25 protein-coding genes and 1 tRNA gene are annotated in these 20741 nt (G+C 43.6%); 17 read left to right on the top strand and 9 right to left on the bottom strand.

Features of this window, described 5'->3' with window-relative positions:
- Window positions 1-11: 11 nt before the first annotated feature.
- The 4 genes from murA to ACT6R0_RS09930 form a co-directional block, all read right to left on the bottom strand.
- Complete coding sequence (murA, locus tag ACT6R0_RS09945) at window positions 12-1322, bottom strand: UDP-N-acetylglucosamine 1-carboxyvinyltransferase (protein WP_444652389.1); 1311 nt, start codon at window positions 1320-1322, stop codon at window positions 12-14.
- A gap of 16 nt (window positions 1323-1338) precedes the next feature.
- A complete protein-coding gene (locus ACT6R0_RS09940) occupies window positions 1339-2037 on the bottom strand; it encodes a DUF4290 domain-containing protein (protein ID WP_444652390.1) in 699 nt (232 codons plus the stop codon).
- 8 nt (window positions 2038-2045) lie between these two features.
- Window positions 2046-2330, bottom strand: coding sequence for a DUF493 family protein (locus tag ACT6R0_RS09935; RefSeq protein WP_444652391.1), 285 nt, complete (start codon window positions 2328-2330; stop codon window positions 2046-2048).
- Window positions 2331-2536: 206 nt separating this feature from the next.
- Complete coding sequence (locus ACT6R0_RS09930; RefSeq protein WP_444652392.1) at window positions 2537-2842, bottom strand: hypothetical protein; 306 nt, start codon at window positions 2840-2842, stop codon at window positions 2537-2539.
- A gap of 92 nt (window positions 2843-2934) precedes the next feature.
- Between ACT6R0_RS09930 and ACT6R0_RS09925 the strand changes: the two genes are divergently transcribed.
- The 5 genes from ACT6R0_RS09925 to ACT6R0_RS09905 all read left to right on the top strand — a co-directional run bounded on the left by ACT6R0_RS09925 (window position 2935) and on the right by ACT6R0_RS09905 (window position 5870).
- A complete protein-coding gene (locus ACT6R0_RS09925; RefSeq protein WP_444653168.1) occupies window positions 2935-3534 on the top strand; it encodes an alpha-ketoglutarate-dependent dioxygenase AlkB family protein in 600 nt (199 codons plus the stop codon).
- A 144-nt stretch (window positions 3535-3678) separates the two neighbouring features.
- Complete coding sequence (locus ACT6R0_RS09920; RefSeq protein WP_444652393.1) at window positions 3679-3978, top strand: hypothetical protein; 300 nt, start codon at window positions 3679-3681, stop codon at window positions 3976-3978.
- Between the two features lie 167 nt (window positions 3979-4145).
- A complete protein-coding gene (locus ACT6R0_RS09915) occupies window positions 4146-5078 on the top strand; it encodes a 1-phosphofructokinase family hexose kinase (protein WP_444652394.1) in 933 nt (310 codons plus the stop codon).
- A gap of 99 nt (window positions 5079-5177) precedes the next feature.
- Window positions 5178-5462 (top strand): hypothetical protein, encoded by a 285-nt coding sequence (locus tag ACT6R0_RS09910; RefSeq protein ID WP_444652395.1) that lies wholly within the window; start codon window positions 5178-5180, stop codon window positions 5460-5462.
- Window positions 5463-5645: 183 nt separating this feature from the next.
- Complete coding sequence (locus tag ACT6R0_RS09905; protein ID WP_444652396.1) at window positions 5646-5870, top strand: hypothetical protein; 225 nt, start codon at window positions 5646-5648, stop codon at window positions 5868-5870.
- A 222-nt stretch (window positions 5871-6092) separates the two neighbouring features.
- On the opposite strand, the gene ACT6R0_RS09900 is transcribed toward ACT6R0_RS09905, so the two are convergent.
- On the bottom strand, window positions 6093-6590 hold the full coding sequence (locus tag ACT6R0_RS09900) for a hypothetical protein (RefSeq protein ID WP_444652397.1): 498 nt from the start codon (window positions 6588-6590) through the stop codon (window positions 6093-6095).
- A 301-nt stretch (window positions 6591-6891) separates the two neighbouring features.
- Here ACT6R0_RS09900 and ACT6R0_RS09895 point away from each other — a divergent pair, with 301 nt between their 5' ends.
- The 6 genes from ACT6R0_RS09895 to ACT6R0_RS09870 all read left to right on the top strand — a co-directional run bounded on the left by ACT6R0_RS09895 (window position 6892) and on the right by ACT6R0_RS09870 (window position 12448).
- A complete protein-coding gene (locus ACT6R0_RS09895) occupies window positions 6892-7680 on the top strand; it encodes an SRPBCC family protein (RefSeq protein ID WP_444652398.1) in 789 nt (262 codons plus the stop codon).
- Between the two features lie 119 nt (window positions 7681-7799).
- A complete protein-coding gene (locus ACT6R0_RS09890) occupies window positions 7800-8369 on the top strand; it encodes an AAA family ATPase (RefSeq protein ID WP_444652399.1) in 570 nt (189 codons plus the stop codon).
- 2 nt (window positions 8370-8371) lie between these two features.
- Entirely contained in the window at window positions 8372-10264 is a 1893-nt protein-coding gene (locus ACT6R0_RS09885) for a RecQ family ATP-dependent DNA helicase (protein ID WP_444652400.1), read from the top strand.
- Window positions 10265-11212: a methionyl-tRNA formyltransferase gene (gene fmt / locus ACT6R0_RS09880; RefSeq protein ID WP_444652401.1), complete on the top strand. Its 948-nt coding sequence runs from the start codon at window positions 10265-10267 to the stop codon at window positions 11210-11212. It begins immediately after the preceding gene.
- 187 nt (window positions 11213-11399) lie between these two features.
- Window positions 11400-11678, top strand: coding sequence for an HU family DNA-binding protein (locus tag ACT6R0_RS09875; protein ID WP_444652402.1), 279 nt, complete (start codon window positions 11400-11402; stop codon window positions 11676-11678).
- Window positions 11679-11887: 209 nt separating this feature from the next.
- Complete coding sequence (locus ACT6R0_RS09870; RefSeq protein WP_444652403.1) at window positions 11888-12448, top strand: YqgE/AlgH family protein; 561 nt, start codon at window positions 11888-11890, stop codon at window positions 12446-12448.
- Here the strand turns inward: ACT6R0_RS09870 and ACT6R0_RS09865 are convergent.
- Both ACT6R0_RS09865 and ACT6R0_RS09860 read right to left on the bottom strand, forming a co-directional pair.
- Entirely contained in the window at window positions 12445-13284 is an 840-nt protein-coding gene (locus tag ACT6R0_RS09865; RefSeq protein ID WP_444652404.1) for an aminotransferase class IV, read from the bottom strand. The genes ACT6R0_RS09870 and ACT6R0_RS09865 overlap by 4 nt on opposite strands.
- A 53-nt stretch (window positions 13285-13337) precedes the next feature.
- Window positions 13338-13730, bottom strand: a complete 393-nt coding sequence (locus ACT6R0_RS09860; protein WP_444652405.1) for an START-like domain-containing protein — start codon at window positions 13728-13730, stop codon at window positions 13338-13340.
- 150 nt (window positions 13731-13880) lie between these two features.
- On the opposite strand from ACT6R0_RS09860, the gene ACT6R0_RS09855 reads away from it, so the two are divergent.
- Window positions 13881-13954: transfer RNA gene (locus ACT6R0_RS09855), tRNA-Met, on the top strand.
- Here the strand turns inward: ACT6R0_RS09855 and ACT6R0_RS09850 are convergent.
- Window positions 13914-15482 carry a recombinase family protein gene (locus ACT6R0_RS09850; protein WP_444653170.1) on the bottom strand — a complete coding sequence of 523 codons (1569 nt, stop codon included), beginning with the start codon at window positions 15480-15482 and terminating at the stop codon, window positions 13914-13916. The genes ACT6R0_RS09855 and ACT6R0_RS09850 overlap by 41 nt on opposite strands.
- A 644-nt stretch (window positions 15483-16126) precedes the next feature.
- On the opposite strand from ACT6R0_RS09850, the gene ACT6R0_RS09845 reads away from it, so the two are divergent.
- From ACT6R0_RS09845 to ACT6R0_RS09825, 5 genes are read left to right on the top strand one after another with little or no spacing between them, the layout of a single operon-like run.
- The gene (locus ACT6R0_RS09845) at window positions 16127-16732 is read left to right on the top strand and encodes a PRTRC system protein E (RefSeq protein ID WP_444652407.1); all 606 of its coding nucleotides are present in this window, start codon (window positions 16127-16129) and stop codon (window positions 16730-16732) included.
- Between the two features lie 23 nt (window positions 16733-16755).
- Complete coding sequence (locus tag ACT6R0_RS09840; RefSeq protein ID WP_444652408.1) at window positions 16756-16974, top strand: PRTRC system protein C; 219 nt, start codon at window positions 16756-16758, stop codon at window positions 16972-16974.
- A gap of 19 nt (window positions 16975-16993) precedes the next feature.
- A complete protein-coding gene (locus ACT6R0_RS09835) occupies window positions 16994-18163 on the top strand; it encodes a hypothetical protein (RefSeq protein ID WP_444652409.1) in 1170 nt (389 codons plus the stop codon).
- Window positions 18156-18881, top strand: coding sequence for a PRTRC system protein B (locus tag ACT6R0_RS09830; protein WP_444652410.1), 726 nt, complete (start codon window positions 18156-18158; stop codon window positions 18879-18881). The genes ACT6R0_RS09835 and ACT6R0_RS09830 overlap by 8 nt, the downstream gene beginning before the upstream one ends.
- The gene (locus tag ACT6R0_RS09825) at window positions 18878-19684 is read left to right on the top strand and encodes a PRTRC system ThiF family protein (protein WP_444652411.1); all 807 of its coding nucleotides are present in this window, start codon (window positions 18878-18880) and stop codon (window positions 19682-19684) included. The genes ACT6R0_RS09830 and ACT6R0_RS09825 overlap by 4 nt, the downstream gene beginning before the upstream one ends.
- Before the next feature lie 222 nt (window positions 19685-19906).
- Here ACT6R0_RS09825 and ACT6R0_RS09820 read toward each other — a convergent pair whose 3' ends face one another.
- On the bottom strand, window positions 19907-20473 hold the full coding sequence (locus tag ACT6R0_RS09820; RefSeq protein ID WP_444652412.1) for a sigma factor-like helix-turn-helix DNA-binding protein: 567 nt from the start codon (window positions 20471-20473) through the stop codon (window positions 19907-19909).
- Between the last annotated feature and the right edge of the window lie 268 nt (window positions 20474-20741).

The raw sequence follows: 20741 nt of genomic DNA, 5'->3' as shown, positions 1-20741 counted from the left end.
GTGTGTCATTCTTAATCTATCCTCTCGATCTTAGCACCGATGGCCTTAAGCCTTTCATCGATCCTTTCGTAGCCACGGTCGATCTGGTCACCGTTCTGTATGGTGCTCACGCCCTTGGCCGAAAGCGCAGCGATAAGCATCGATATGCCCGCCCTGATATCCGGCGATGACATTACGATACCCTTAAGCTGCGATTTGAAATCAAGGCCTATCACTACAGCCCTGTGCGGATCGCACAGCATGATCTTGGCGCCCATATCGATCAGCCTGTCGGTAAAGAACAAGCGGCTCTCGAACATCTTTTGGTGTATGAGCACGCTGCCCCTTGCCTGTGTGGCGACTACCAGAACGATGCTCAACAGGTCGGGTGTAAAGCCCGGCCATGGCGCATCGGCAATGGTAAGTATCGAACCGTCTATGTAGCTTTGTATCTCGTAACCGTCAGTGTGCGCGGGAATATAAATGTCGTCGCCCCTGCGCTCCAGCGTAATGCCGAGTTTCCTGAACGTAGAAGGTATCACACCAAGATTATCCCAGCTTACATCTTTTATCGTGATCTCGCTTTTGGTCATGGCGGCAAGGCCTATCCAGGAACCGATCTCGATCATGTCCGGCAATATGCGGTGCTCGCATCCGCCAAGGCTATCCACGCCCTCGATCTCGATAAGGTTGGAACCTACACCGGTAATCTTCGCGCCCATGCTGTTCAGCATTTTGCAAAGCTGTTGCAGGTAGGGTTCGCACGCGGCATTGTATATGGTGGTCTTGCCTTCTGCAAGCACGGCTGCCATAACGATGTTGGCCGTTCCTGTTACCGATGCCTCGTCAAGAAGCATATAGGTACCCTTAAGCCTTTCGGCTTCCACACCATAAAAATGGTCTTCTTCATTATATCTGAATTTCGCACCGAGGTTAATGAACCCCTCAAAATGCGTATCAAGCCTCCTGCGGCCTATTTTGTCACCGCCCGGCTTTGGTATGTAGCCTTTGCCGAAACGCGCCAGCAATGGCCCTACGATCATTATAGATCCCCTTAGCGCGGCGCCTTCTTTTTTGAACGCTTCGCTTTCAAGGTACGTAAGGTTAACTTCATCAGCCTGGAAAGAATAGGAGCCATGGGCCAGTTTTTCTACCTTTACGCCAAGGCTGCGCAACAGGTTGATCAGCTTATTTACGTCAATAATGTCGGGTATGTTGCTGATCGTTACTTTTTCCGGTGTAAGCAATACGGTACATAGCACCTGGAGCGCTTCGTTCTTGGCCCCCTGTGGTGTGATCTCCCCTTTTAGCGGCGCGCCGCCTTCAATTTTAAATGTCCCCATGCAGCAGAATGGAATTTTAGGATTTTCTGTTCTTGTTATTATTTTGGATATTCTTGCCGTTGCCCGGCCTTTGCATTTTTTGCTTCGGATTGCTGAACTGCGTTTTGTTGCTCAGCTTTTTGTTCACCTTCATCAGGTCAGTCACGTTCGATAGTTCGTCCGCGCCGGGCTGAAGGTTGATCTTCCCGTCGGAAAGCTCAAACAGGTGCTCGAATATAACGGCATCTACCACTGTATCCTTGTTCCAGCTCAGGTAAGACTTTTTCATGTGGTTGGCGATCACTATAATGAGCGCGTCCTTCATGTCGCCATCCTCCCACTTATTTGCCACATCGATCATATACTTGATGTTGTTGCCGTAAAAGCGGTATTTGGGGAAATTCTGCGGATAATCCATCCTGTCCGGCCTTTGCTGCAGCATTTCGCGCGACGGTATCGGGTAAGGCGAGTCCACCTCCAATTTAAAATCGGACATTATGAATATCTGGTCCCACAGCTTGTGCTGGAAATCGGGCACATCGCGCAGGTGCGGATTAAGCGTGCCCATAACCGAAATAATGTATTTCGCCGCCTTATTGCGCTCATCCCTATCCTCAAGCGCTATGGCTTGCTGTATCAGCTTTTGCAGGTGGCGGCCATATTCAGGTATAATGAGGTGCTCCCTTTCGGAATTGTATTCGAGGTTGCCAATGACATCTCCAGAATTATATCGCATAGTATGAATTATAATGAAATGATGCCCTCGATACCTGAGAGCGCTATGTATTTATCAATAACCGACTGCGGCCCTTCCATCTTCACGTTCACAGAAACGCTGGTATACTTGCCGGTTTTCGATTGGGTAGTCTCTATTACAGCACCCATGTTATTAAAGGCGTCTTCCACTTGCTGGATCTTGGCAGCATCCGACGGCACTATAAATTTAAACAGGTATTCGGCAGGCCATTCGGCAGAGCCCGCAAGCTCTTCTTTCAGCCTCTGGTAAAATTCTTCGCTCTTCTTATCCATTCGTCATAAAATAAACGCAAATATACATCATACGCCGTTAACTTCACCCAAAAAACAAATGCCTTAGAAAATTTTACGATCGCATAAAAATATTTACGACGCCACGCAACCTTTTTCATTTTACGGCATCTTTACAATATAGGTTTAGGTTATAAATTGGTTATTTTTTGAAAACCGCCGCTCCCTCCCCGGTAGCCGGCGGTTTTTTATGCCTTAACAGCAATGAAGGCCATGATGCCCAGTGCGGCCGCGGCGAGGACAATGAACGATATCCTTACTGTCCTATTGATGAGTTCGCTGCTGCGGAACATCCTAATGACCACGAACAATGCCGACCCCATTACAAGGTTCATTAATATCCACATAGGGAACATTCCCGCCAAATTGGCATTAAGGGACCCGATGGTGTTGCTTATTGCCATTGCCAGCAGGGCGGCAAATACAAAAGCCCATATAAAATAGAGCGCTACCAAAATATGATAGGCAGTATGCCTAATGTCGAATCGTTTCATTTTACTTCATGTATAGTCTAAAAGCGTGATGTTAAATAACAGCAGTCCCATTCGGGTTATTGTATCTTTACCACAAAAAGAATACCGCTTTGATTGACCTGTTCACATCCGACCCCAATATCCTACCCTATGACGGCGAGGCCATTTATCACGGCCATGTCCTGACACAGAAACAGGCGGCAAATTACTATTCGGTTTTACTGGATAACATTCCCTGGCAGCATGACGAGGCAGTACTATTCGGAAAAAGGATCGTTACCAGGCGGAAAGTAGCCTGGCATGGTGATACGGATCATGCCTACACCTACTCCAACACTACCAAGCACGCCCTGCCCTGGACGAAGGAACTTCTGGAACTGAAAACCGTCGCCGAAAAAATGTCGGGGATAATATTCAATTCCTGCCTAATGAACCTGTACCATGATGGCAACGAGGGCATGGCCTGGCACAGCGATGATGAAAAAGCGCTTGGAAAAGACACCGTAATTGCCTCTATAAGCCTTGGTGCAGAGCGGAAATTTATGTTCAAACACAAAAGAACAGGTAAAAAAAGAGAGATAATACTCCAAAACGGGAGCCTGCTCGTTATGAAAGGCACTACCCAGGCAAACTGGCTCCACCGCCTGCCACCATCAGTAAAAATAAAGCATCCGCGGATCAACCTTACCTTCCGCACGATAGTATCCAAATAACGTAAAACCATTTGTGAAAAATTATTGTTAAAACAATGTTAAGGGTAAATATATTTATTTATATTTATCATGTTAATTCTTTGCCCCACAAAGTATTGATGGTATTCCCCCGGAATTATTCATTAATTAATTACTATTGCGAAAATGAAGCTGAAAGACCTCAAAAACTGGCTCGATAGCCTGTCCGATGAAGAGTTGGAAAAAGAGCTGCTGTACAATTCCATGGACTATGGGATCTCCGGCAAGATCACCGAGATAAACCGCAACGATGACAACCTTTACTACGTTGGCGATGAGCCTGTTGTACTGCACACCCGCAATGAGCTGAGGCAACTTGGCTTTACGGAAAGACAGATATCCAACTTTGACATTGAGATACCGCAGGGTTGTTACTATGTTGAGCTTAGCAACGAGTACAGCATCCTGGAGCGGTTTGTGAGCTGACCCATCCTATTTACATATGATCGATCATATAAGTACAGGGTTATATCAGCCCGTTTGTAATGTACTTATGTGGTTAAATTTATCATTGCGCCATTTAACATTGCGTTAATGCCCCCACGCCCATATATTTGTTATATTAGCATATAACGAACCATACCCCTATTGACATGGCCAAAAGCGTGCTTACCATTACCCTGAACCCCACCGTAGACAAAAGCTGTGAGGCAGACGGCATTAAACCCGACAAGAAAATACGCTGTTCGCAGCCTAATTATGAGCCGGGAGGCGGAGGTATTAATGTATCGCGGGGTCTGGAAAGGCTTGGGATCAATTCCGTAGCATTATTTACCTCGGGAGGGCGTACAGGCGAACTGCTTGAGAAGCTATTGCAGAAAGAGAACGTGGACTGCAGGCCGGTACCTGTTGGGGCCGAAACACGCGAAAACTTCATTGTGGTCGATACCACCCGCAATGACCAGTTCCGTTTCGGGATGCCCGGCGAGGACATCACTAAGCAAGAAGCCGAAGCCATTCACCGTGAAATACTCAGCATTACTCCCCTGCCGGAAATTGCCGTTATCAGTGGCAGCCTTCCCCCCGGCATCGAACCCTCATTTTTGAATAAGCTGGTAAAGGAGCTCAAGGCTAAGAACGTAAAGATCATAGCGGACACTTCCGGCGACGCACTTGCAGAGATACTGAAGGAAGGCGTGTACCTGCTGAAGCCCAACCTGGGCGAACTGAGCAAACTGACAGGTATCGATGAGCTGGATAACGACAGTGCCGATGAAGCCGCCAAACAGCTTATCGACGAAGGCAAGGCTGAGATCGTTGTGGTATCGATGGGTCCACAGGGGGCTTACCTTGTGACCAAAGACGAAACATTGCATATTAATGCTCCTTCTGTAAAAAAGAACAGCACCGTAGGCGCGGGCGACAGTATGGTAGCAGGGATGGTATCGGTGCTTGCCAATGGCGGCGGCCATATAGAAATGGCGCGCATGGGCGTAGCCTGCGGTTCTGCGGCAACAATGAGCAAGGGGACCGGGTTATTCACTATAGAGAATGCAGAGAAACTATATAAGTGGCTCTCCAAATAATTTCAGACCACAGATAGCAGACATTTCTGCCTACAGGCAGGTTGAGCCCACCCGGACTTGCAGATTTACATTTCTATAAAAGTCAATATATCACAAAGTATGGATTACCAATATGCCAAAGATGCCTTTGAGGAACTGAAGAACTTTGAAGGCAAGGCCGATCTTAAAGGTTCGGATACCGTGATCGATCATTTTGTGCTGCTGCCCAAAAATGGGTTGGACGGTTTTGACATTACTGCCTTCCTGGATACCCACCGATCGACAGGCAGCTTTGAGATAGAGGGCAGCCATGAGGAAGAGCAATATACCATCATTGGCATCAGTGTTATTAAAAAGGCCTATTCTAATGACGTGGACTATTTCCTGAGGCTGTTGGTGTGGTAAGTTTTTAGTTTAAGGTTACGACCACTACCTGGGATGTTGAATTTGTTTGGGACCTCAAAACACTACATCGTATTAGTTTCAGTAAATTCTTAAAAATTTTAATGTTTTATTGGGAATGCCTTACAATAACTTTAAAGGTTTATAGGCCATCTTTGCATTCACAAACCAGCAAAATCTATTCCCATGAAAAAGAACATTGACTTAGCCACGATCAAGAATTTTATCCTTGCCAACTCCCTTAACGAAAATGTAATGCTGATGCTGCACCCCTCTAACTTCGACAAACTGATCAGGACAGGGACACAAAAAGTGAGGTCGCTTTGCATATCAGGCATCAACATTATACCGGATGACAACGACGAGATAAGCGAAGGAGAGATCGATGTCTTGGAAGTAAGGTTTAACTAAATACTTCGCCGAAAGGCAAAAAACATAGGGTTGATCAATTTTTTCAGAGCCATTCTTACGAGAGTGGCTTTTTTATTTAGAGGCATCTTAACCAAAATAACTGAACTGACATTAAGATCGAGCCAGCATTCCTATTATTATCCTATTTTATGATCCATGGCAAAAGATCATAACAAAAAGATCCCGGTGTTACCGGGATCAGTGATATATAGTTTTGTTTCTTTAGTTTGATGTAAGCTCGCCTGAACTTGCTATTGCCGTACCAGAGAATATACCTGTAAGAAAATTGTCAAGATATTCAAGATTGCCCTGGGTTATTGGCGTAGGCCTTATTTTTTTGTTGTCCATAAAATATTTCTCACAGCTGTTGGCAACAGTCCTCATTTGCATGGGGCCCATTTTTTCAAGGAATTTAAAGTCCTTTACCTTTACAACATACTGTCCGTCCTCCAAAACAATAACGTAATCGAACTTACAGTTATTCTTCATTAGTCCGCTGCCCCCTTCCCCTGAAATGGCCATGTCTTTTGCCGTACCTTGAAGCAGATTATCGATATAAGCATCAACAGTGAACTCGGGGTGCGACTCGACCATTGCAACAAGATCTACGTTATTTACAGGGAATGATTTTTCCCAAATAATATCTCCATTCTCTGCCCTAAAGCTGTGCTGTGCCATTAATGGGAGCGAAAATAACAGGGTTAAGATAAGCTTTTTCATAGTAGTGACTTTTAAATTACAATATTCATTTAAGTATCGTTCTCATTGAATTCTATTGTAAAATTATCTACTGAAAATCAGACAGAAAAACATATTGGGACATTTACGATTTATTTGTGACGTTACCATAATGTTAGGTTAACAAAGTATGCCTGCATACTATTTTTTAACATCAAAATTTAGTTAATGGTTTTATAATAAGAATATTAGCAATACTTTATCATATCATTTAAATAAAAGTAGATGTTTAATGGGTAATTTTATAGTAAAGCAAATTCAATAACTAAAAATTTATATAGCCATGGGACTTACTCAAGATCAATCAAAGCAAAATTTCTCGAAATATGACCCTTCGGGCACCGATCCGAACCGTTATGCGTCGGTATCTAACGTGCAGGAAGCAGATTCCTATCTTCACAAGAACAAAAAAAGCATTGTTCCCGGCCTCAGGGTGAACATCGGGAAAACGGAGCGCATCCTTATGGTAGCCGCAGGCTCGTACCTCTTGTACCGTGCGCTGACAAAGAAAAAAGACAAGAAAGTACTGGAAGGCGTAGCCGCCGGCACCATGCTCTTCAGGGGCATCAGCGGATATTGCCCTGCGTATGATATGGTAGAACGTTCGGGAAAAATGCAGGCAGGAAATGTTTCCATTACATCGTCGTTAACGGTTAACAAGCCGGTTGAAGAAGTATACAATGCCTGGAGGCAGCTGCAAAACCTTCCCCTGTTCATGGACCACCTGCACAGTGTTGCCGTAATTGACAAATACAAGTCGGACTGGAAAGCAAAGCTTCCGGCAGGCATAGGCACCGTTAGCTGGACCGCAGAGATACTGATGGACGAGCCAAACAAGCTATTAAGCTGGCACTCCATGCCCGGCTCTGCAATAGACAATGCAGGTAAAGTAAGGTTTAGCGACAATGGGAATTCAACTGATGTCGAGATAACCATATCCTACCGCGCCCCGATGGGTAAAGCAGGTGAGCTTGCCGCAAGCTTATTAACCCCTGTGTTCGAAAGGATGATACACAGCGACATTGAAAATTTTAAAAAATATATTGAAGTGGGCACGGCGCCTGCGCATTAAAATTTATCGATCTGTTGACTGAAGCTGCCTGAAAGGGCAGCTTTTTTTGTTTCATTATAAACCATATTGGTGTTAATTCATATAATTCATGACTAAACCTTTTTCATAATCAGGACTGTTTGATTAAATTTGCCGCTTATTCAAAAAAAGTGGGCAAGGAAATTGTTGTAATTATTGGCGGACCCGGTTCGGGGAAGACCACCCTGATCGAAAAGCTGACTGAAAAAGGATACACCTGCTATCCTGAAGTCTCGCGCGAAGTGACCCTGGAGGCGCGCAAAAATGGCATTGAGCAGCTCTTCCTGGAGAAGCCGCTATTGTTTAGCGAACTCCTGTTGGAAGGCCGCAAGAAACAATTCCATAGCGCTGTTGCCGAGGAAGCCGATATTGTTTTCATTGACCGTGGGCTGCCTGATGTGCTCGCCTACATGCACTATATTGGCGACTCCTACCCTGCTTTTTTTGACGAGGCCTGCCGCGACCACAAGTACACCCGTATTTTCTTTTTGCCGCCATGGGAGGAGATCTACACCGCCGATGATGCCCGCTATGAGAACTATGAGCAGGCAAAATTGATCGCCGACCATTTGCAGGAAACCTATAAAAATTACGGCTACAACCTGATCGAAGTCCCGAAAGACACCCCTGATAACAGAATTCTTTTTATCTTAGGGCAACTTTCAGAATAACTATGGAGGACGCACTCAGGATCCTTAAAAAATATTGGCAGCACGATACCTTCAGGGAACCGCAGGACAAGATAATCCGATCGGTACTTGACGGGAAGGATACTTTTGCCCTCATGCCTACTGGCGGCGGCAAGTCGGTATGCTTCCAGGTACCCGCCTTGATGAACGAAGGCTTGTGCCTTGTCATTTCCCCGCTCATCGCCCTGATGAAGGACCAGGTGCAGAACCTTGCACAACGCGATATAAAAGCCATTGCGCTTACAGGCGGCATCCACAGCGACGAGCTGAGCGACCTGCTGGACAACTGCAAGTTCGGGAATTATAAATTCCTCTATCTTTCACCTGAAAGATTGCAGTCAGAATGGGTAACAGAGCGACTCAAGGACCTGCCCATCAATCTCGTGGCAGTGGACGAAGCGCACTGCGTGTCGCAATGGGGACATGATTTCCGCCCCGCCTACCTGAAGATCTCAGCATTAAAAAAGCAGCTGCCCCACGTGCCTTTCATAGCATTGACGGCTTCGGCTACGCAGCGGGTCCAGGAGGATATAATAATGCAACTCGATCTGAAGTCTCCGACAGTCTTCAAAAAATCATTTGCAAGGGAAAACATCGCATACATGGTTTTTGAGGTAGAGGATAAGCTGCACCGCATACAGCAGATACTTGCCAAGAACCCCGAACCTTCCATCATATACGTTCGCAACCGCAAGGCATGCCACGATGTATCGCAGCAATTGCAGTCACTGGGCTTTAATGCGACATTGTACCACGGTGGACTGAAGGAAGCCGAAAAAGAAAAGAACATGCAGCTGTGGCTCAAAGAGCGCGCTCAGGTAATGGTGGCAACCAATGCCTTTGGGATGGGCATAGACAAGCCGAATGTGCGCACGGTGATCCACATACAGCTACCTGAAAATCTGGAGAGCTATTACCAGGAGGCAGGGCGTGCAGGACGTGATGGTAAAAGATCGTATGCTGTGCTGTTGGTTAGCCCCTCCGATGTTCGTTCTGCGCAAAGCCAGTTCATAGAGGTATTGCCCGACAGGATTTTCCTGAAAGAGATCTACCACAGGCTTAATACCTTTTTGCAGATCGCGTATGGCGAAGGCATTAATGAGACCTATCCGTTCAACTTTACGGAGTTCTGCAAAAAGTATAATTTTCCTGTTACCAAAACCTTCAACGCATTGCAGTTCCTTGACAACCAGGGGATACTAACCCTTTCCAAGGAATTCTCCGAAAAGGTCAGCCTTCAGTTCATCATACCGAGCAAGGAAGTGATGCGCTACATCAGTCTTAACCCAGCCGACGAGGAGACGATACTGGCGATATTGCGCAATTATTCCGGTATCTTTGAGATAGAGAGCGCCATAAACACAGGCCTTGTCACGAAAAAAGCAAAAGTAACAGAGGAAGAGCTGATGAAGCTGTTGCAAAAGCTACAGCAAAAGGATGTCATTACGCTGAAAAGCTCCGGTAATGACAGCAGCATTACTTTTAATGAAGTGCGGGAGGATGACCTGACCATAAACAGGGTGATAAAATTCCTTGAAAGGCAGAATGAAATTAAGGTGCAGCAATTTGCATCGGTCGTTAACTACATTACTGATACAGCGACCTGCAAAAGCCGCCTGATACTCGACTATTTCGACGAAAAAGACACTACGGATTGCGGGACCTGCTCGTACTGCATCACAAAGGCGCGAAAGCCACAAAGCCCTGTCGATTCGGCAAATGCCATATTGAGCATGCTGAAAGGACAGTCGATGGGTTCGCGCGACATTGAGAGCCGATTACAACTGACGGCCGATGAAACCGTGTTTGCCCTGAAGCTTTTATTAGACAGCAACCGCATTAAAATGAATACGAACAATCAATACACTTTGAAATAAATGGAACGCTTACGAATTGTTTTCATGGGAACCCCCGAATTTGCCGTGGGCATACTTGATACCATATACCAGCACAACCACGATATCGTTGGCGTTATAACTGCGCCCGACAAGCCGGCAGGCCGGGGCCAGAAGGTGAAATATTCGGCCGTGAAGGAATACGCAACAGAGAAGGGGCTTACGCTGTTACAGCCGACCAACCTTAAGGATGAGGCTTTCCTTGCGGAGTTAAAGAGCCTTAACGCCAACCTACAGGTCGTTGTAGCCTTCCGTATGCTTCCCGAAGCGGTATGGAAAATGCCGAAACTGGGGACATTTAACCTGCATGCCTCGCTCCTGCCGCAATACAGGGGGGCAGCTCCCATCAACTGGGCGATCATCAATGGGGAGCAGCATACAGGCGTTACGACCTTTTTCATTGATGAGAAGATAGATACCGGTGCGATGATCCTGAAACAGGAAATAGAAATAGGCCCGAATGAGCTGGCCGGCGAATTGCACGACCGCCTGATGGAACTGGGCAAAGATGCCGTAATAAAGACGTTAACACTCATTGAAAGCGGCAAGGCTGCAACTACCCTGCAGCCGGTGGCCGGCGACCTTAAGACAGCCTACAAGCTTAACCGTGAGAACTGCAAGATCGACTGGACAAAGCCGGGCATCGAAATACATAACCTGATACGTGGACTGAGCCCCTACCCTGCCGCATGGTTCCTGTTCAAGGACGGCGAAAAGGAATGGGACGTAAAAGTGCATGAAACCGAATTTATAGCGGAAAGCCACGATAAAGCTACAGGCTCTATTTCAGCAGATAAAAAGGCGATAAATGTTGCTGTGCAGGATGGTTTCATAAGGATAAAAAGCCTTCAATTTCCCGGAAAAAAGAGAATGGCAGCAAAGGAGGTACTGAATGGTATGTCATTTTCGGCTGACGCAATGGCTTCATAGCCCGAAAACACTGATAGTTTAACAAATTTTTAATAAAACAAGTGTCCTTTTGAACATTTTAATAAAAGTTATCAACAATTAATTTGAAATATACCCAAAACGCTTGCGTAGTTTGGATTTCCTATTAAATTTGTAGTACAGGAGTAGAAAATTCTATAATTTAACCAAACAATTAATAGCAATTATTATGAACAAATCAGAATTAATCGATGCAATGGCTGCTGACGCAGGAATTTCTAAAGGTGCTGCTAAAAAAGCGCTTGAATCATTTGTAACAAACGTAAGCGGCGCTCTAAACAAAGGCGGAAGGGTTTCACTGGTAGGTTTCGGATCTTGGTCAGTGTCAAACAGGGCTGCAAGGGAAGGAAGGAACCCACAAACAGGAAAAACTATCAGCATTGCTGCTAAGAACGTGGTAAAATTCAAGCCGGGAGCTGAGCTTGATGGCCATGTGAACACAAAATAATTACTGTTACGGTAAAATTTCAAAAAAGGGCTGTCTTTTTAAGACAGCCCTTTTCATTTTGCGTGGAATAAACTCTATTTAAATATGATTATGTAATCGCCACAAAATTAGATAAAACGGCTTTTTTGCAACGATAGGATCTTTAAATTATTGTGAATTTTTTTGTATGTATGGTTTTTTTCGTTAAATTTATTTCAAATTGCCAAAAGATGATTTCACACAAACTCACCAAAGGGTGCCTGCTGATAGCGGAGCCTTCTACTATTGGAGATCTATCTTTCAACAGGTCAGTGCTTTTGATAGCCGACCATAATCCGGAAGGCTCCGTAGGCTTTATCCTGAATAAACCGCTTGGCTATACCGTCAACGACCTTATACCTGAAATTAAGGGTAGTTTCAAAATTTATAACGGCGGGCCGGTAGAACAGGATAACCTTTACTTTATCCATAACGTTCCCGACCTGATACCTAACAGTATTGAAATATCGAACGGCATTTATTGGGGAGGCGATTTTGAGTCGACAAAGGAGCTCATCAACGAGGGACTGATAAGGAAGAACAACATACGTTTTTTCCTCGGCTATACCGGCTGGGATGCCCAACAACTGGAAGATGAGCTGGAGGACAATTCCTGGATCGTGACAGAGAACAGCTACCGCAATAAGATCATAGGCAAATCGAGTACTTCCTTTTGGAAGGAAAAGATCATGGAACTTGGCGGCGATTACCTGATATGGTCCAACTCCCCCGAAAATCCGTCGCTTAATTAACCCAAACGCACTTTTGCGTTGAGCCTTTTTAACAGATCGGCAGCCAGATCACTGCCGTACTCTTTCTTGCGGTATTTAGTTACCGGCCTTATTCCCTGAATTACATTGGTAATAAACATTTCATCAGCCTTTTGCAGGTCAAATGGTGAAATGGATGCTTCGGCAAACTCTATCCCTTCAAGTTTTTTAGCAAGTTCCAAAACCTGCTTGCGCATGATGCCGTTAAGGCAGCCATCGCTCACGGGAGGCGTCACCAATTTATTGCCCATAAGCATGAAAAGGTTGCCCTGGAGCGCCTCTACCACATTCTTCTCATCGTTAACCAGCAAACAGTTCTGCAGGCCGTTCTCGTTCGCGAAGATGCTGCCGGTCACCTGGACCATCTTATTGGTCGTTTTAAGCGTTGAAAGGAGCTGTTTGGACACGTAATAATCACGGAACAGGTCTACTTCATATTCCCCATCTGCGATCGAATATAATGCTTCCTCCAGCGGCATAGCTGTGATAATGAACTCAACATTATTATCGGTAGGGAGGTAAAAACCGCCGTTTTTACGGAAGAAGGAAATGCGTACGCGGTGTGCCGGGGCATTTTCAACTGCGCTTATAAGGCTGAGCACTTGATCCTCCATATATTCCATGGTGAAATACATAGGTATCTCCATGCGTACGATGCGCAGGGATGCCATAAGCCTGAAATAATGGTCTTCAAGAAAAAGCACCTTGCCATCGAGCACGCGGAGGGTCTCAAAAACTGAATCGCCAAACAGGAAGCCCCTGTTCTCGTGTATGGATATATTGGAGTCGGCAACGAGTGAGCCGTTATAATTGATCATAAAAAAAGCCCTGAAAAATTCAGGGCAAATATACTTTATATATAGGGTATTTCCTAAACCGAGCCTAAAACATGCTTAAGGTCGGATACCTGGTTTTCCCAAAGTTGCTTGGATTCGGCAACGTCATCCTCTTCAGCGAAATCTACCACCATTAGCGACACATCTTTAGTGATCTCATCGACAAGGATGCGCAGTTCGAAATAATAATCACCATCCTTATTTTCATCATCCACCCAGCGGAACTTTACCTTCTCCCCTGATTTTTTAGAGGACAGCCTTGCTTTCTCCTCGGTATCATTCCATACGAAAGTGAAGAACTCCCCCCTTGAATTCACATTGTCAGCAAACCACTCCTGCAGGCCCGACGGCGTAGATATATATTGGTAAAGGAGTGACGGCGAGGACATGATCGGGAACTCCAGTTCGTATTTTATTTTTTCGTCCATTTGTTTAGTAAATTTCGGGAAATATATAATATTTAACATTCATAAAAAAGCCTTTTGGGAAATAATTTTTTTTCTGAAAAATATATTTGGAACGATTAAATAAATTTATATATTTGCACCCGCATTGAGAGATGCACAACCGATAAAAATGGCGAGGTAGCTCAGTCGGTTAGAGCGCAGGATTCATAACCCTGAGGTCACGGGTTCAACTCCCGTCTTCGCTACAAGACCGGACAAATGAGAAGATGACTCATTTGTTCGGTTTTTTTTATCTCCTAACCCCTTATTAATTAGTGAAATATGTTCTGCTAGTACGTTAATTCGCGGGGTTCGATATGTACTTCCGTCAAATAGTAATTTTTCCGGATATATCGAACCCACAACATATCTTTTAGTTTCAACATCACCTTCTTTATAAGTGCTTGCTATATTACAAAGAGTATGTAATGCCTTGTCTAAATTTTGCTTAATACTTGAATTACGATTTCTATCTAAAGAAACTGTAAGTTCATTTTCCAAAAGTTCAATATTTTTTCTGCACTCTTCCTTAATTTCTTTGTAGTCGTCTGCATCTAATTTGTCGGTAAAAAGTAATTCCCTGGCTTTGCTCAACTTTGCATTTAAGCGTTCGATTTCAAGTGCGATTGCCTTGCGCTTGCTATCAAATACTGATGTAATATTTTTGTAGTTGGTCGAGACTATATCGCTTAGCAGACTTTGTAGGACAACTGGGAACTCAAATTTTTTCAAATCTTCTTCAAACATTTTATTCGCTTGTGTAGCGCTTTTTCTGAATCCGCATGAGGGTATACAGTGGTAGTAATAATAATATCCCCCTTTAGATCCTTTCGAAGCACTACCTGTGAGATTTTTTCCACAGTCGGGGCAGATTAAAAATCCACGCAGCGGAAAATTAGCATCAGATTCAATTTTTGTGTATGGTCGTTCATGCCTCTTATTTCCATCTAATATATTTTGAACTTTATAAAAAAGTGTTTCCGAAATTAGTGGCTCATGCTGGCCTTGTACAAAATATGCTTCTTCATCTTTATATTTATCAATAAACACTTTTCCGCAATAGACAGGATTACGCATAGCTACATGAAATGCGCTTCGACTAATTTTTTTACCCCTTTTATTCATTGCCTGCCTAACTTGGTCTGCTGCCAAAGTCCCTTTTGCAATCTCATTAAATGCCCATTTGATGTGACTCGCTTCAGGTTCTTTCGTCGCAATATATTTTTTTCCATCTTCCCTTGAACGATTTATATATCCGTAAGGTGCGATGCCAAGTACACGACCTTCCTTTTTAGCTCTTCGCATTCCGTAAAATGTATTGAGCGCACGTCTATCATTTTCAACTTCGGGTGCAGCCAGATAAATCGCAAGCATCATTTTATTTTCGGGTATTGACAGGTCGAGAGGTTGTTCTACCGCCTGGGGTTCAATACCCAAGCCGTTCAGTATATTAATCATTTGGTACGCATCACCAGCATTTCGACTAAACCTGTCCCATTTTGTAAAGAGAACGTAATCTGGCCTAGTTTTACATTTCTTAACTTCACCTAGCAGTCGTTCCCACTCGGGACGCTTAAAGGTCTTAGCGGAAAAATCCTCATAAATTACCTTGCTGACGTGTATATTTTGCTGATTACAAAACCTGCGTAAACGTTCATCTTGATCCCTTTGGGAGTAACCCTTATCAGCCTGCTCATCTGTTGAAACTCGGATATACAAAATTGCACTTTTCATAACTATTTTTTTAAGGTTTGGAAGACGCCTACACACTAGCTTTCCTCATTTTAAAGATACGAAAATCACGGCAACTTAAAGTGCTTTCTTAGAGCTAAGTATGTTAAATTATGTAGGAAATCAATTATTAAAAGTGCTTCCTGTGGGGACACATCCATTCCTGCTTCTCTCATTTTTTTAAAAGCAACTTCAAAGGGAATCCTTTTCATTTCAAAATCACTCATATATTACCCGTTAAGTTATTGCACATTCTATAACTCACTAAGTTAAATTGGTTAATCAAAAGGATGCCCGACGAGACATTTTAAGGTAGAATTTGGCTGCTAATGTCAAGTCATATTATTCAGGACTGCATTGTTGAAAGCAATTAATGAATTTCCAACAAAACGGATAAAAAGGAAGCGAAGGTGTCAAGGGTTGCGACCGTTCAAAAATTAGCCAAAAGACTACGGCATAAACGGCGGCCTTCCCAAAGGGTCCCTTCCAATTATTCCGTTTCCTTTTGGCTCCGGTCGCAACCCATCACCTTTTTATGGCTTTCTTTTTTTCCGTTTTTTCTTTTTGAAAAAAGTTTTGAGGAAGAAAACACTCCGACGAAAAGAATAGATTATTAGTGTTGATAGATATAATTAAAATTTAATAAGATGAATACCAACTTTTTTAATCAGATACAGCAGTTGGACTTTACGGGAGTATTGCAACTGAACATTTCAAAGGGAATAGAAAGCAACTTAATTGTAACGGTATGGCTGAACAACGAGCAGTGCGGAGATAGCGCAAAAAATCTTATCCCCCCTTTAACCTTTAACGCCACGCCCCAAGAGTTTGACGAAGGATTTTTTGAGCAGATAACCACACCTATACAAAAGGTGTCGGGCTTACTGGTGGATATGGAAAAATTCCTGAAACAATTGGAAGAAGCCAAAAAGCACTCGGCAATCGAGAAAGACAAAGCCGAGAAAGAGAAAAAGGAAAAGGAAGCCAAAGACAAGAAGTTTAAAGACGGTATGGCAAAAGCGGATGAACTGGAGAAAGAGGGCAAGTTCCGTGAAGCATGGATGAAAGTTCCCGATAAAACCGAGTTTCCCGAAAAAGCGGACGAGATACGCAAACGCAAAATGTCATTGTCTGCAAAGTTTGAGACACCAAGTCTTTTTGGAGCTATGGAAGAACCAACGCCCGAACCAACTCAGGGAGAAACAGAAACTACCACCGATTATTCTATTGATGAAGAAGTCGAAGAACAATAAATGTAATCCTAAATTCAAAAGTCATGTTATTAGCCACACAATTAGAACGGGTTTTTGTACTCAAAGATAAAGGACAGGAAATTAGGCTGACCGACCCCGAACCACGTTGGAGCGTGGAAGCTGTAATGAATTTTTACGCAAATATGTATCCAATACTCACCACAGCAAAAGTGTCTGCACCGCTGATAAAAGATGATGCAGTAGAGTACAAATTTGAGAGTGTGATGGGTACGAAAGGTTAAACTAAAAACTAAAAAAAAAATGAACTATGCAACGCAACATCATATCGGGAATTATCAACCTGCCCGAACAAAAACGGCAACAACAGTTGCACCAACAGTTAGGCGAGTTCGCAAATTGGATGCAAAAGCCAAAGGATGCAAGACAGGTGCAGAAAGACAAGCAGAAAGCCGTACCAATAGCAATGCTTCCAATGGTATTCTAAAATGTAAGTTCCTGCCTAAAATGTTAACAGCACAATCAGTACAGACTTGTCAGAAAACGGAGAGGGATTATTTCAAGTCCCTTTCCCGACTTGCTGAACATTATAAGATTGAACCGATGCCAACCAAGGATTTAGGCTATCCCTATAACATAGCGTTATCCCTTTGGGATGTGGAAACTAAGGTGAAGCGAGTAAATATAAATTGCGATGGCCTCAAACTCATACAGGATAGTAAGAAGACATTTATACTGAGCGAAGAACGATATGATACGGACAGCACATTATTTTATATCCCCGTTATACCTCTCTACAAGATGCTCAGGGATAAGCCTAAAAGAAAGACAGGGCAACTGCTTCTGTCACTATGCAGCTACCTGTACCATATTGCAGACATTCCCTATTACAGGCAAGAAGAAAGCTATTTATATTGGCTGTACGAAACCCACAAAGATTGGGTAGAACAGGATGATGAGACAGATGCCACAGAAATATATTTGAGCGACTTCAGGAAAGCCGAATATTTTGGCGACATGATAGAGCAGAAGTTATTTAACCGCAACAATTTAGATGTATTCCGACAACGCTTGAACCAATTTAAAATCCGTAACGCTTTCGACAGGGAATGCTGGCAGGTGGCTTGTAGTGCATTTGCCCTTTATACAGAATATCCGACTGCAAGTATCTTTAGGAACGCCCATTTTCCTGAACAAGACCCGTACGATGATGGTTACGAGTGTGAGTATATTGGAATGGAAAAATACATTTCATTTATAGCGGACACGAAGGGATGGCTGTATGAAAACCTTAAAGACAGTATAAACAATGAGTTCAATGAGTATGCAGGAATAGAGGAACCGACCGTTAGCAAGGCTTTCGACGGAAGGGCAATAAGCACTGCCAATCTTGATTTTGAAAACCGACTATTTTTGATTTTAAACGACTTATGCGGAATATTAAACAACTATAAAAAAGCCGACGATGAATAGTACAGGTAACATCACCGAAAATTTTGGCACATTATACCACCCAAAATCTGCTTTGGTTTTCTACGAAGCTAACGAAACTGACACCGATATATATGTAGAACATTTTGATATGGATTGCGAGGGCAATCCGATTAATGCGCATCCCCTTACGGTAAAGGAAGCCAACGTATTGGCAAAGGCTTTACTGACTGAAAAAGAACAGCACAAAGCTTTCCTGAAACCGAGTGGCGTTCTACCGACTAATATTCTGCATATCAGTTCGGGCGAAAAAGGCACCGTACTGTGGTACACCAAAGCGCGAGAACGGCAACTGTATTTTGTAAATAGCTTAGGCATCTCCAACGGAGTAGCGCAAGTACCCCCAATGCTTTGGCTTGCCAATAAGGACAGCCTATCAGTCTTTGCACTTGCAACGGATAGACGACCAACAGAAAAAACAGCTTTGCATTACGCCCCATTTTTCAATATCTATGAGGATGGCAGGGTGTGTATGGGTACTGTAAATATCGACATCAAAAATTCAGCCTCAGTCGAGGAATTTATACAGGCTTGGGAAAGTTACTTTTTCCACAGCTATTTCAGCCATTTGTTAGGAAGCCATAGCCCGGTCAAGGGAAATTGCGTAAACGTTTGGAAAGACCTTATCGGAACTGCTAAACCATTCCCTAAAGATTTATTGATAAAGAATAACAAAACCCTTAAAAATCTATTGCGATGAATACTATAAAAACAGCAGTTCATTTTACGGACAACTATCTAATCAGCCCCACCAACCCCGTTTCGGTAAACCTTATAGGCGCAGGTGGCACAGGCTCAAAGGTATTGACTGCCTTGATGGAAATAAATGAAAGCCTGATAGCATTGGGACACGCAGGGTTGCAGGTGCGTTTGTGGGATGATGATATTGTTACGAGTGCCAATTTAGGCAGACAGCGCTTTTTTGAATGTGAAACAGGATTGTACAAATCCGTAGCATTGATAAACCGCATCAATCGTTGCATCGGTTCAAACTGGAAAGCCGAAACTGTAAAATTTGAAAAAGACAAGTTCGGCAGACTGCCTGAGAAATCAAAGGCAATTATTACCATTACCTGCGTCGATAATGTACAGGCAAGGTTTGGCGTTGCTGAAATTTTGAAAGAACTAAGCTATCACAGGAACTATCAGGACGAGCCGAAATATTGGCTGGATTTTGGTAACAGCCAAGATACAGGGCAAGTGTTACTATCTACTATCGGAAAGATAGAACAACCTAATTCAGAAAAGTACCAAACGGTGGCAAGCCTGCCATTTGTTACCGATGAATACGGGGAACTGCTCAGGCAATCAGAACAGGAAGATGACACTCCAAGCTGTTCACTTGCCGAAGCATTGGAGCACCAAGATTTGTTCATCAATTCCTCATTAACGCAAATGGGTTGCTCACTATTGTGGAATTTATTCCGTAAAGGTATGACCGAGTATAAAGGTTTTTTCCACAACCTGAAAGACTTCCGTACCCACCCGATAAAAGTTGCCTGATACTAAAATCGGGCGGCAAAAAGACACTCCCTCACCGTTGGTCGGGGCAGCCTTTTTGCAATTAAGCGGATGCAACCCATTTGATATAATAACCGCGCTTCTTTATCAAAAAGGTTGCAGGCCCTTTCGTGGGATACTCATTATCCCATCTATTGTAGTAGAGGTACTTCTTTTCTTCAGGTATAGGGCGGCCAAGAAAAGAAGCAAAAGAAAGCCGCCGCCTTATAGTGGATTTTGAATATCCTTCCAATCATGAAAACCTTCGAAAAGGCTTTCGATATTCTCAAATTCTATAAATGCAGTAAGCTCTTTCTTTAACTGGCCTTTAAAACCCCTGATACAGGAAAATTCCTGTAGTGTAATGGCTGAGAGTTCCCTTAATGTCTTCACTTCCAATAAATCAAAGAAGCTATTCATCCTTTTGCTAAAAGGAAAGCTGAAATCCACCAGCGACCTATCGAGGTTCTGCACTATCTTGTCTTCAGACTTTGAAAGCTCACCTTTACTAGCAATACGCCACTGCCTCTTCAATTCTTCCAGGATTTGCTTATAGTGGTCAATACTGTTCAAAACCCCCGTAGCATTTTTCACCTTATTGCATGTGTTCAAGTAGATCTGCCGTATCCTCTCATTCGTAAGCCCGTAAAGTTTGGAAACTTCGTGTATAGGCTTTTTATCTATCAGCAGTTTGTGTAAAATTTCGTATTCGCGATCTGTCAGAACCTTTTTTGACATTTCGAGGTAAAATTTATTAGTCCGGTCAATGACCCTTGTGTCGAGCTGTTTCATGGGCAACAGTGTGTAATTATTTTCTTTTTCCTTGCGTAGCATGTTTGTGAAGAATGATGCTTGGAACATGCCGCAGGGCACAAGGTGGTTCGGCAACATTATTCAACAGGTAGTTGAACATGAGAATAAATGCCAGAATTTTGAGGAGCCTTATTCCTAATTATTAATTCGGAAGAAATGCCATAAAAAACTATGGCGCAGGCCACAACACTTACCGGCATTGAGGCACTGGTATGCCCGACCACGAATAAGCGAGCGCCCACGCCAA

Source organism: Flavobacterium sp. (assembly GCF_052437795.1).
In the GTDB taxonomy this organism is placed as follows: domain Bacteria; phylum Bacteroidota; class Bacteroidia; order Flavobacteriales; family Flavobacteriaceae; genus Flavobacterium.
Note: the sequence above shows the minus strand (reverse complement) of the source record. Positions and strands in the feature narration are given on the sequence as shown.

Excerpts from the sequence above, each read along its gene's own strand:
- ACT6R0_RS09875 (WP_444652402.1), top strand. The coding sequence starts at position 11,400 with ATGAACAAATCAGAATTAATCGATGCAATGGCTGCTGACGCAGGAATT.
- ACT6R0_RS09825 (WP_444652411.1), top strand. The coding sequence starts at position 18,878 with ATGAATACTATAAAAACAGCAGTTCATTTTACGGACAACTATCTAATC.
- ACT6R0_RS09900 (WP_444652397.1), bottom strand. The coding sequence starts at position 6,590 with ATGAAAAAGCTTATCTTAACCCTGTTATTTTCGCTCCCATTAATGGCA.
- ACT6R0_RS09910 (WP_444652395.1), top strand. The coding sequence starts at position 5,178 with ATGGATTACCAATATGCCAAAGATGCCTTTGAGGAACTGAAGAACTTT.
- fmt (WP_444652401.1), top strand. The coding sequence starts at position 10,265 with ATGGAACGCTTACGAATTGTTTTCATGGGAACCCCCGAATTTGCCGTG.
- ACT6R0_RS09915 (WP_444652394.1), top strand. The coding sequence starts at position 4,146 with ATGGCCAAAAGCGTGCTTACCATTACCCTGAACCCCACCGTAGACAAA.
- ACT6R0_RS09840 (WP_444652408.1), top strand. The coding sequence starts at position 16,756 with ATGTTATTAGCCACACAATTAGAACGGGTTTTTGTACTCAAAGATAAA.
- ACT6R0_RS09830 (WP_444652410.1), top strand. The coding sequence starts at position 18,156 with ATGAATAGTACAGGTAACATCACCGAAAATTTTGGCACATTATACCAC.
- ACT6R0_RS09865 (WP_444652404.1), bottom strand. The coding sequence starts at position 13,284 with ATGATCAATTATAACGGCTCACTCGTTGCCGACTCCAATATATCCATA.
- ACT6R0_RS09835 (WP_444652409.1), top strand. The coding sequence starts at position 16,994 with ATGAACTATGCAACGCAACATCATATCGGGAATTATCAACCTGCCCGA.
- ACT6R0_RS09940 (WP_444652390.1), bottom strand. The coding sequence starts at position 2,037 with ATGCGATATAATTCTGGAGATGTCATTGGCAACCTCGAATACAATTCC.
- ACT6R0_RS09820 (WP_444652412.1), bottom strand. The coding sequence starts at position 20,473 with ATGAAACAGCTCGACACAAGGGTCATTGACCGGACTAATAAATTTTAC.
- ACT6R0_RS09870 (WP_444652403.1), top strand. The coding sequence starts at position 11,888 with ATGATTTCACACAAACTCACCAAAGGGTGCCTGCTGATAGCGGAGCCT.
- ACT6R0_RS09930 (WP_444652392.1), bottom strand. The coding sequence starts at position 2,842 with ATGAAACGATTCGACATTAGGCATACTGCCTATCATATTTTGGTAGCG.
- ACT6R0_RS09845 (WP_444652407.1), top strand. The coding sequence starts at position 16,127 with ATGAATACCAACTTTTTTAATCAGATACAGCAGTTGGACTTTACGGGA.
- ACT6R0_RS09860 (WP_444652405.1), bottom strand. The coding sequence starts at position 13,730 with ATGGACGAAAAAATAAAATACGAACTGGAGTTCCCGATCATGTCCTCG.
- ACT6R0_RS09920 (WP_444652393.1), top strand. The coding sequence starts at position 3,679 with ATGAAGCTGAAAGACCTCAAAAACTGGCTCGATAGCCTGTCCGATGAA.
- ACT6R0_RS09885 (WP_444652400.1), top strand. The coding sequence starts at position 8,372 with ATGGAGGACGCACTCAGGATCCTTAAAAAATATTGGCAGCACGATACC.
- murA (WP_444652389.1), bottom strand. The coding sequence starts at position 1,322 with ATGGGGACATTTAAAATTGAAGGCGGCGCGCCGCTAAAAGGGGAGATC.
- ACT6R0_RS09935 (WP_444652391.1), bottom strand. The coding sequence starts at position 2,330 with ATGGATAAGAAGAGCGAAGAATTTTACCAGAGGCTGAAAGAAGAGCTT.
- ACT6R0_RS09895 (WP_444652398.1), top strand. The coding sequence starts at position 6,892 with ATGGGACTTACTCAAGATCAATCAAAGCAAAATTTCTCGAAATATGAC.
- ACT6R0_RS09905 (WP_444652396.1), top strand. The coding sequence starts at position 5,646 with ATGAAAAAGAACATTGACTTAGCCACGATCAAGAATTTTATCCTTGCC.
- ACT6R0_RS09850 (WP_444653170.1), bottom strand. The coding sequence starts at position 15,482 with ATGAAAAGTGCAATTTTGTATATCCGAGTTTCAACAGATGAGCAGGCT.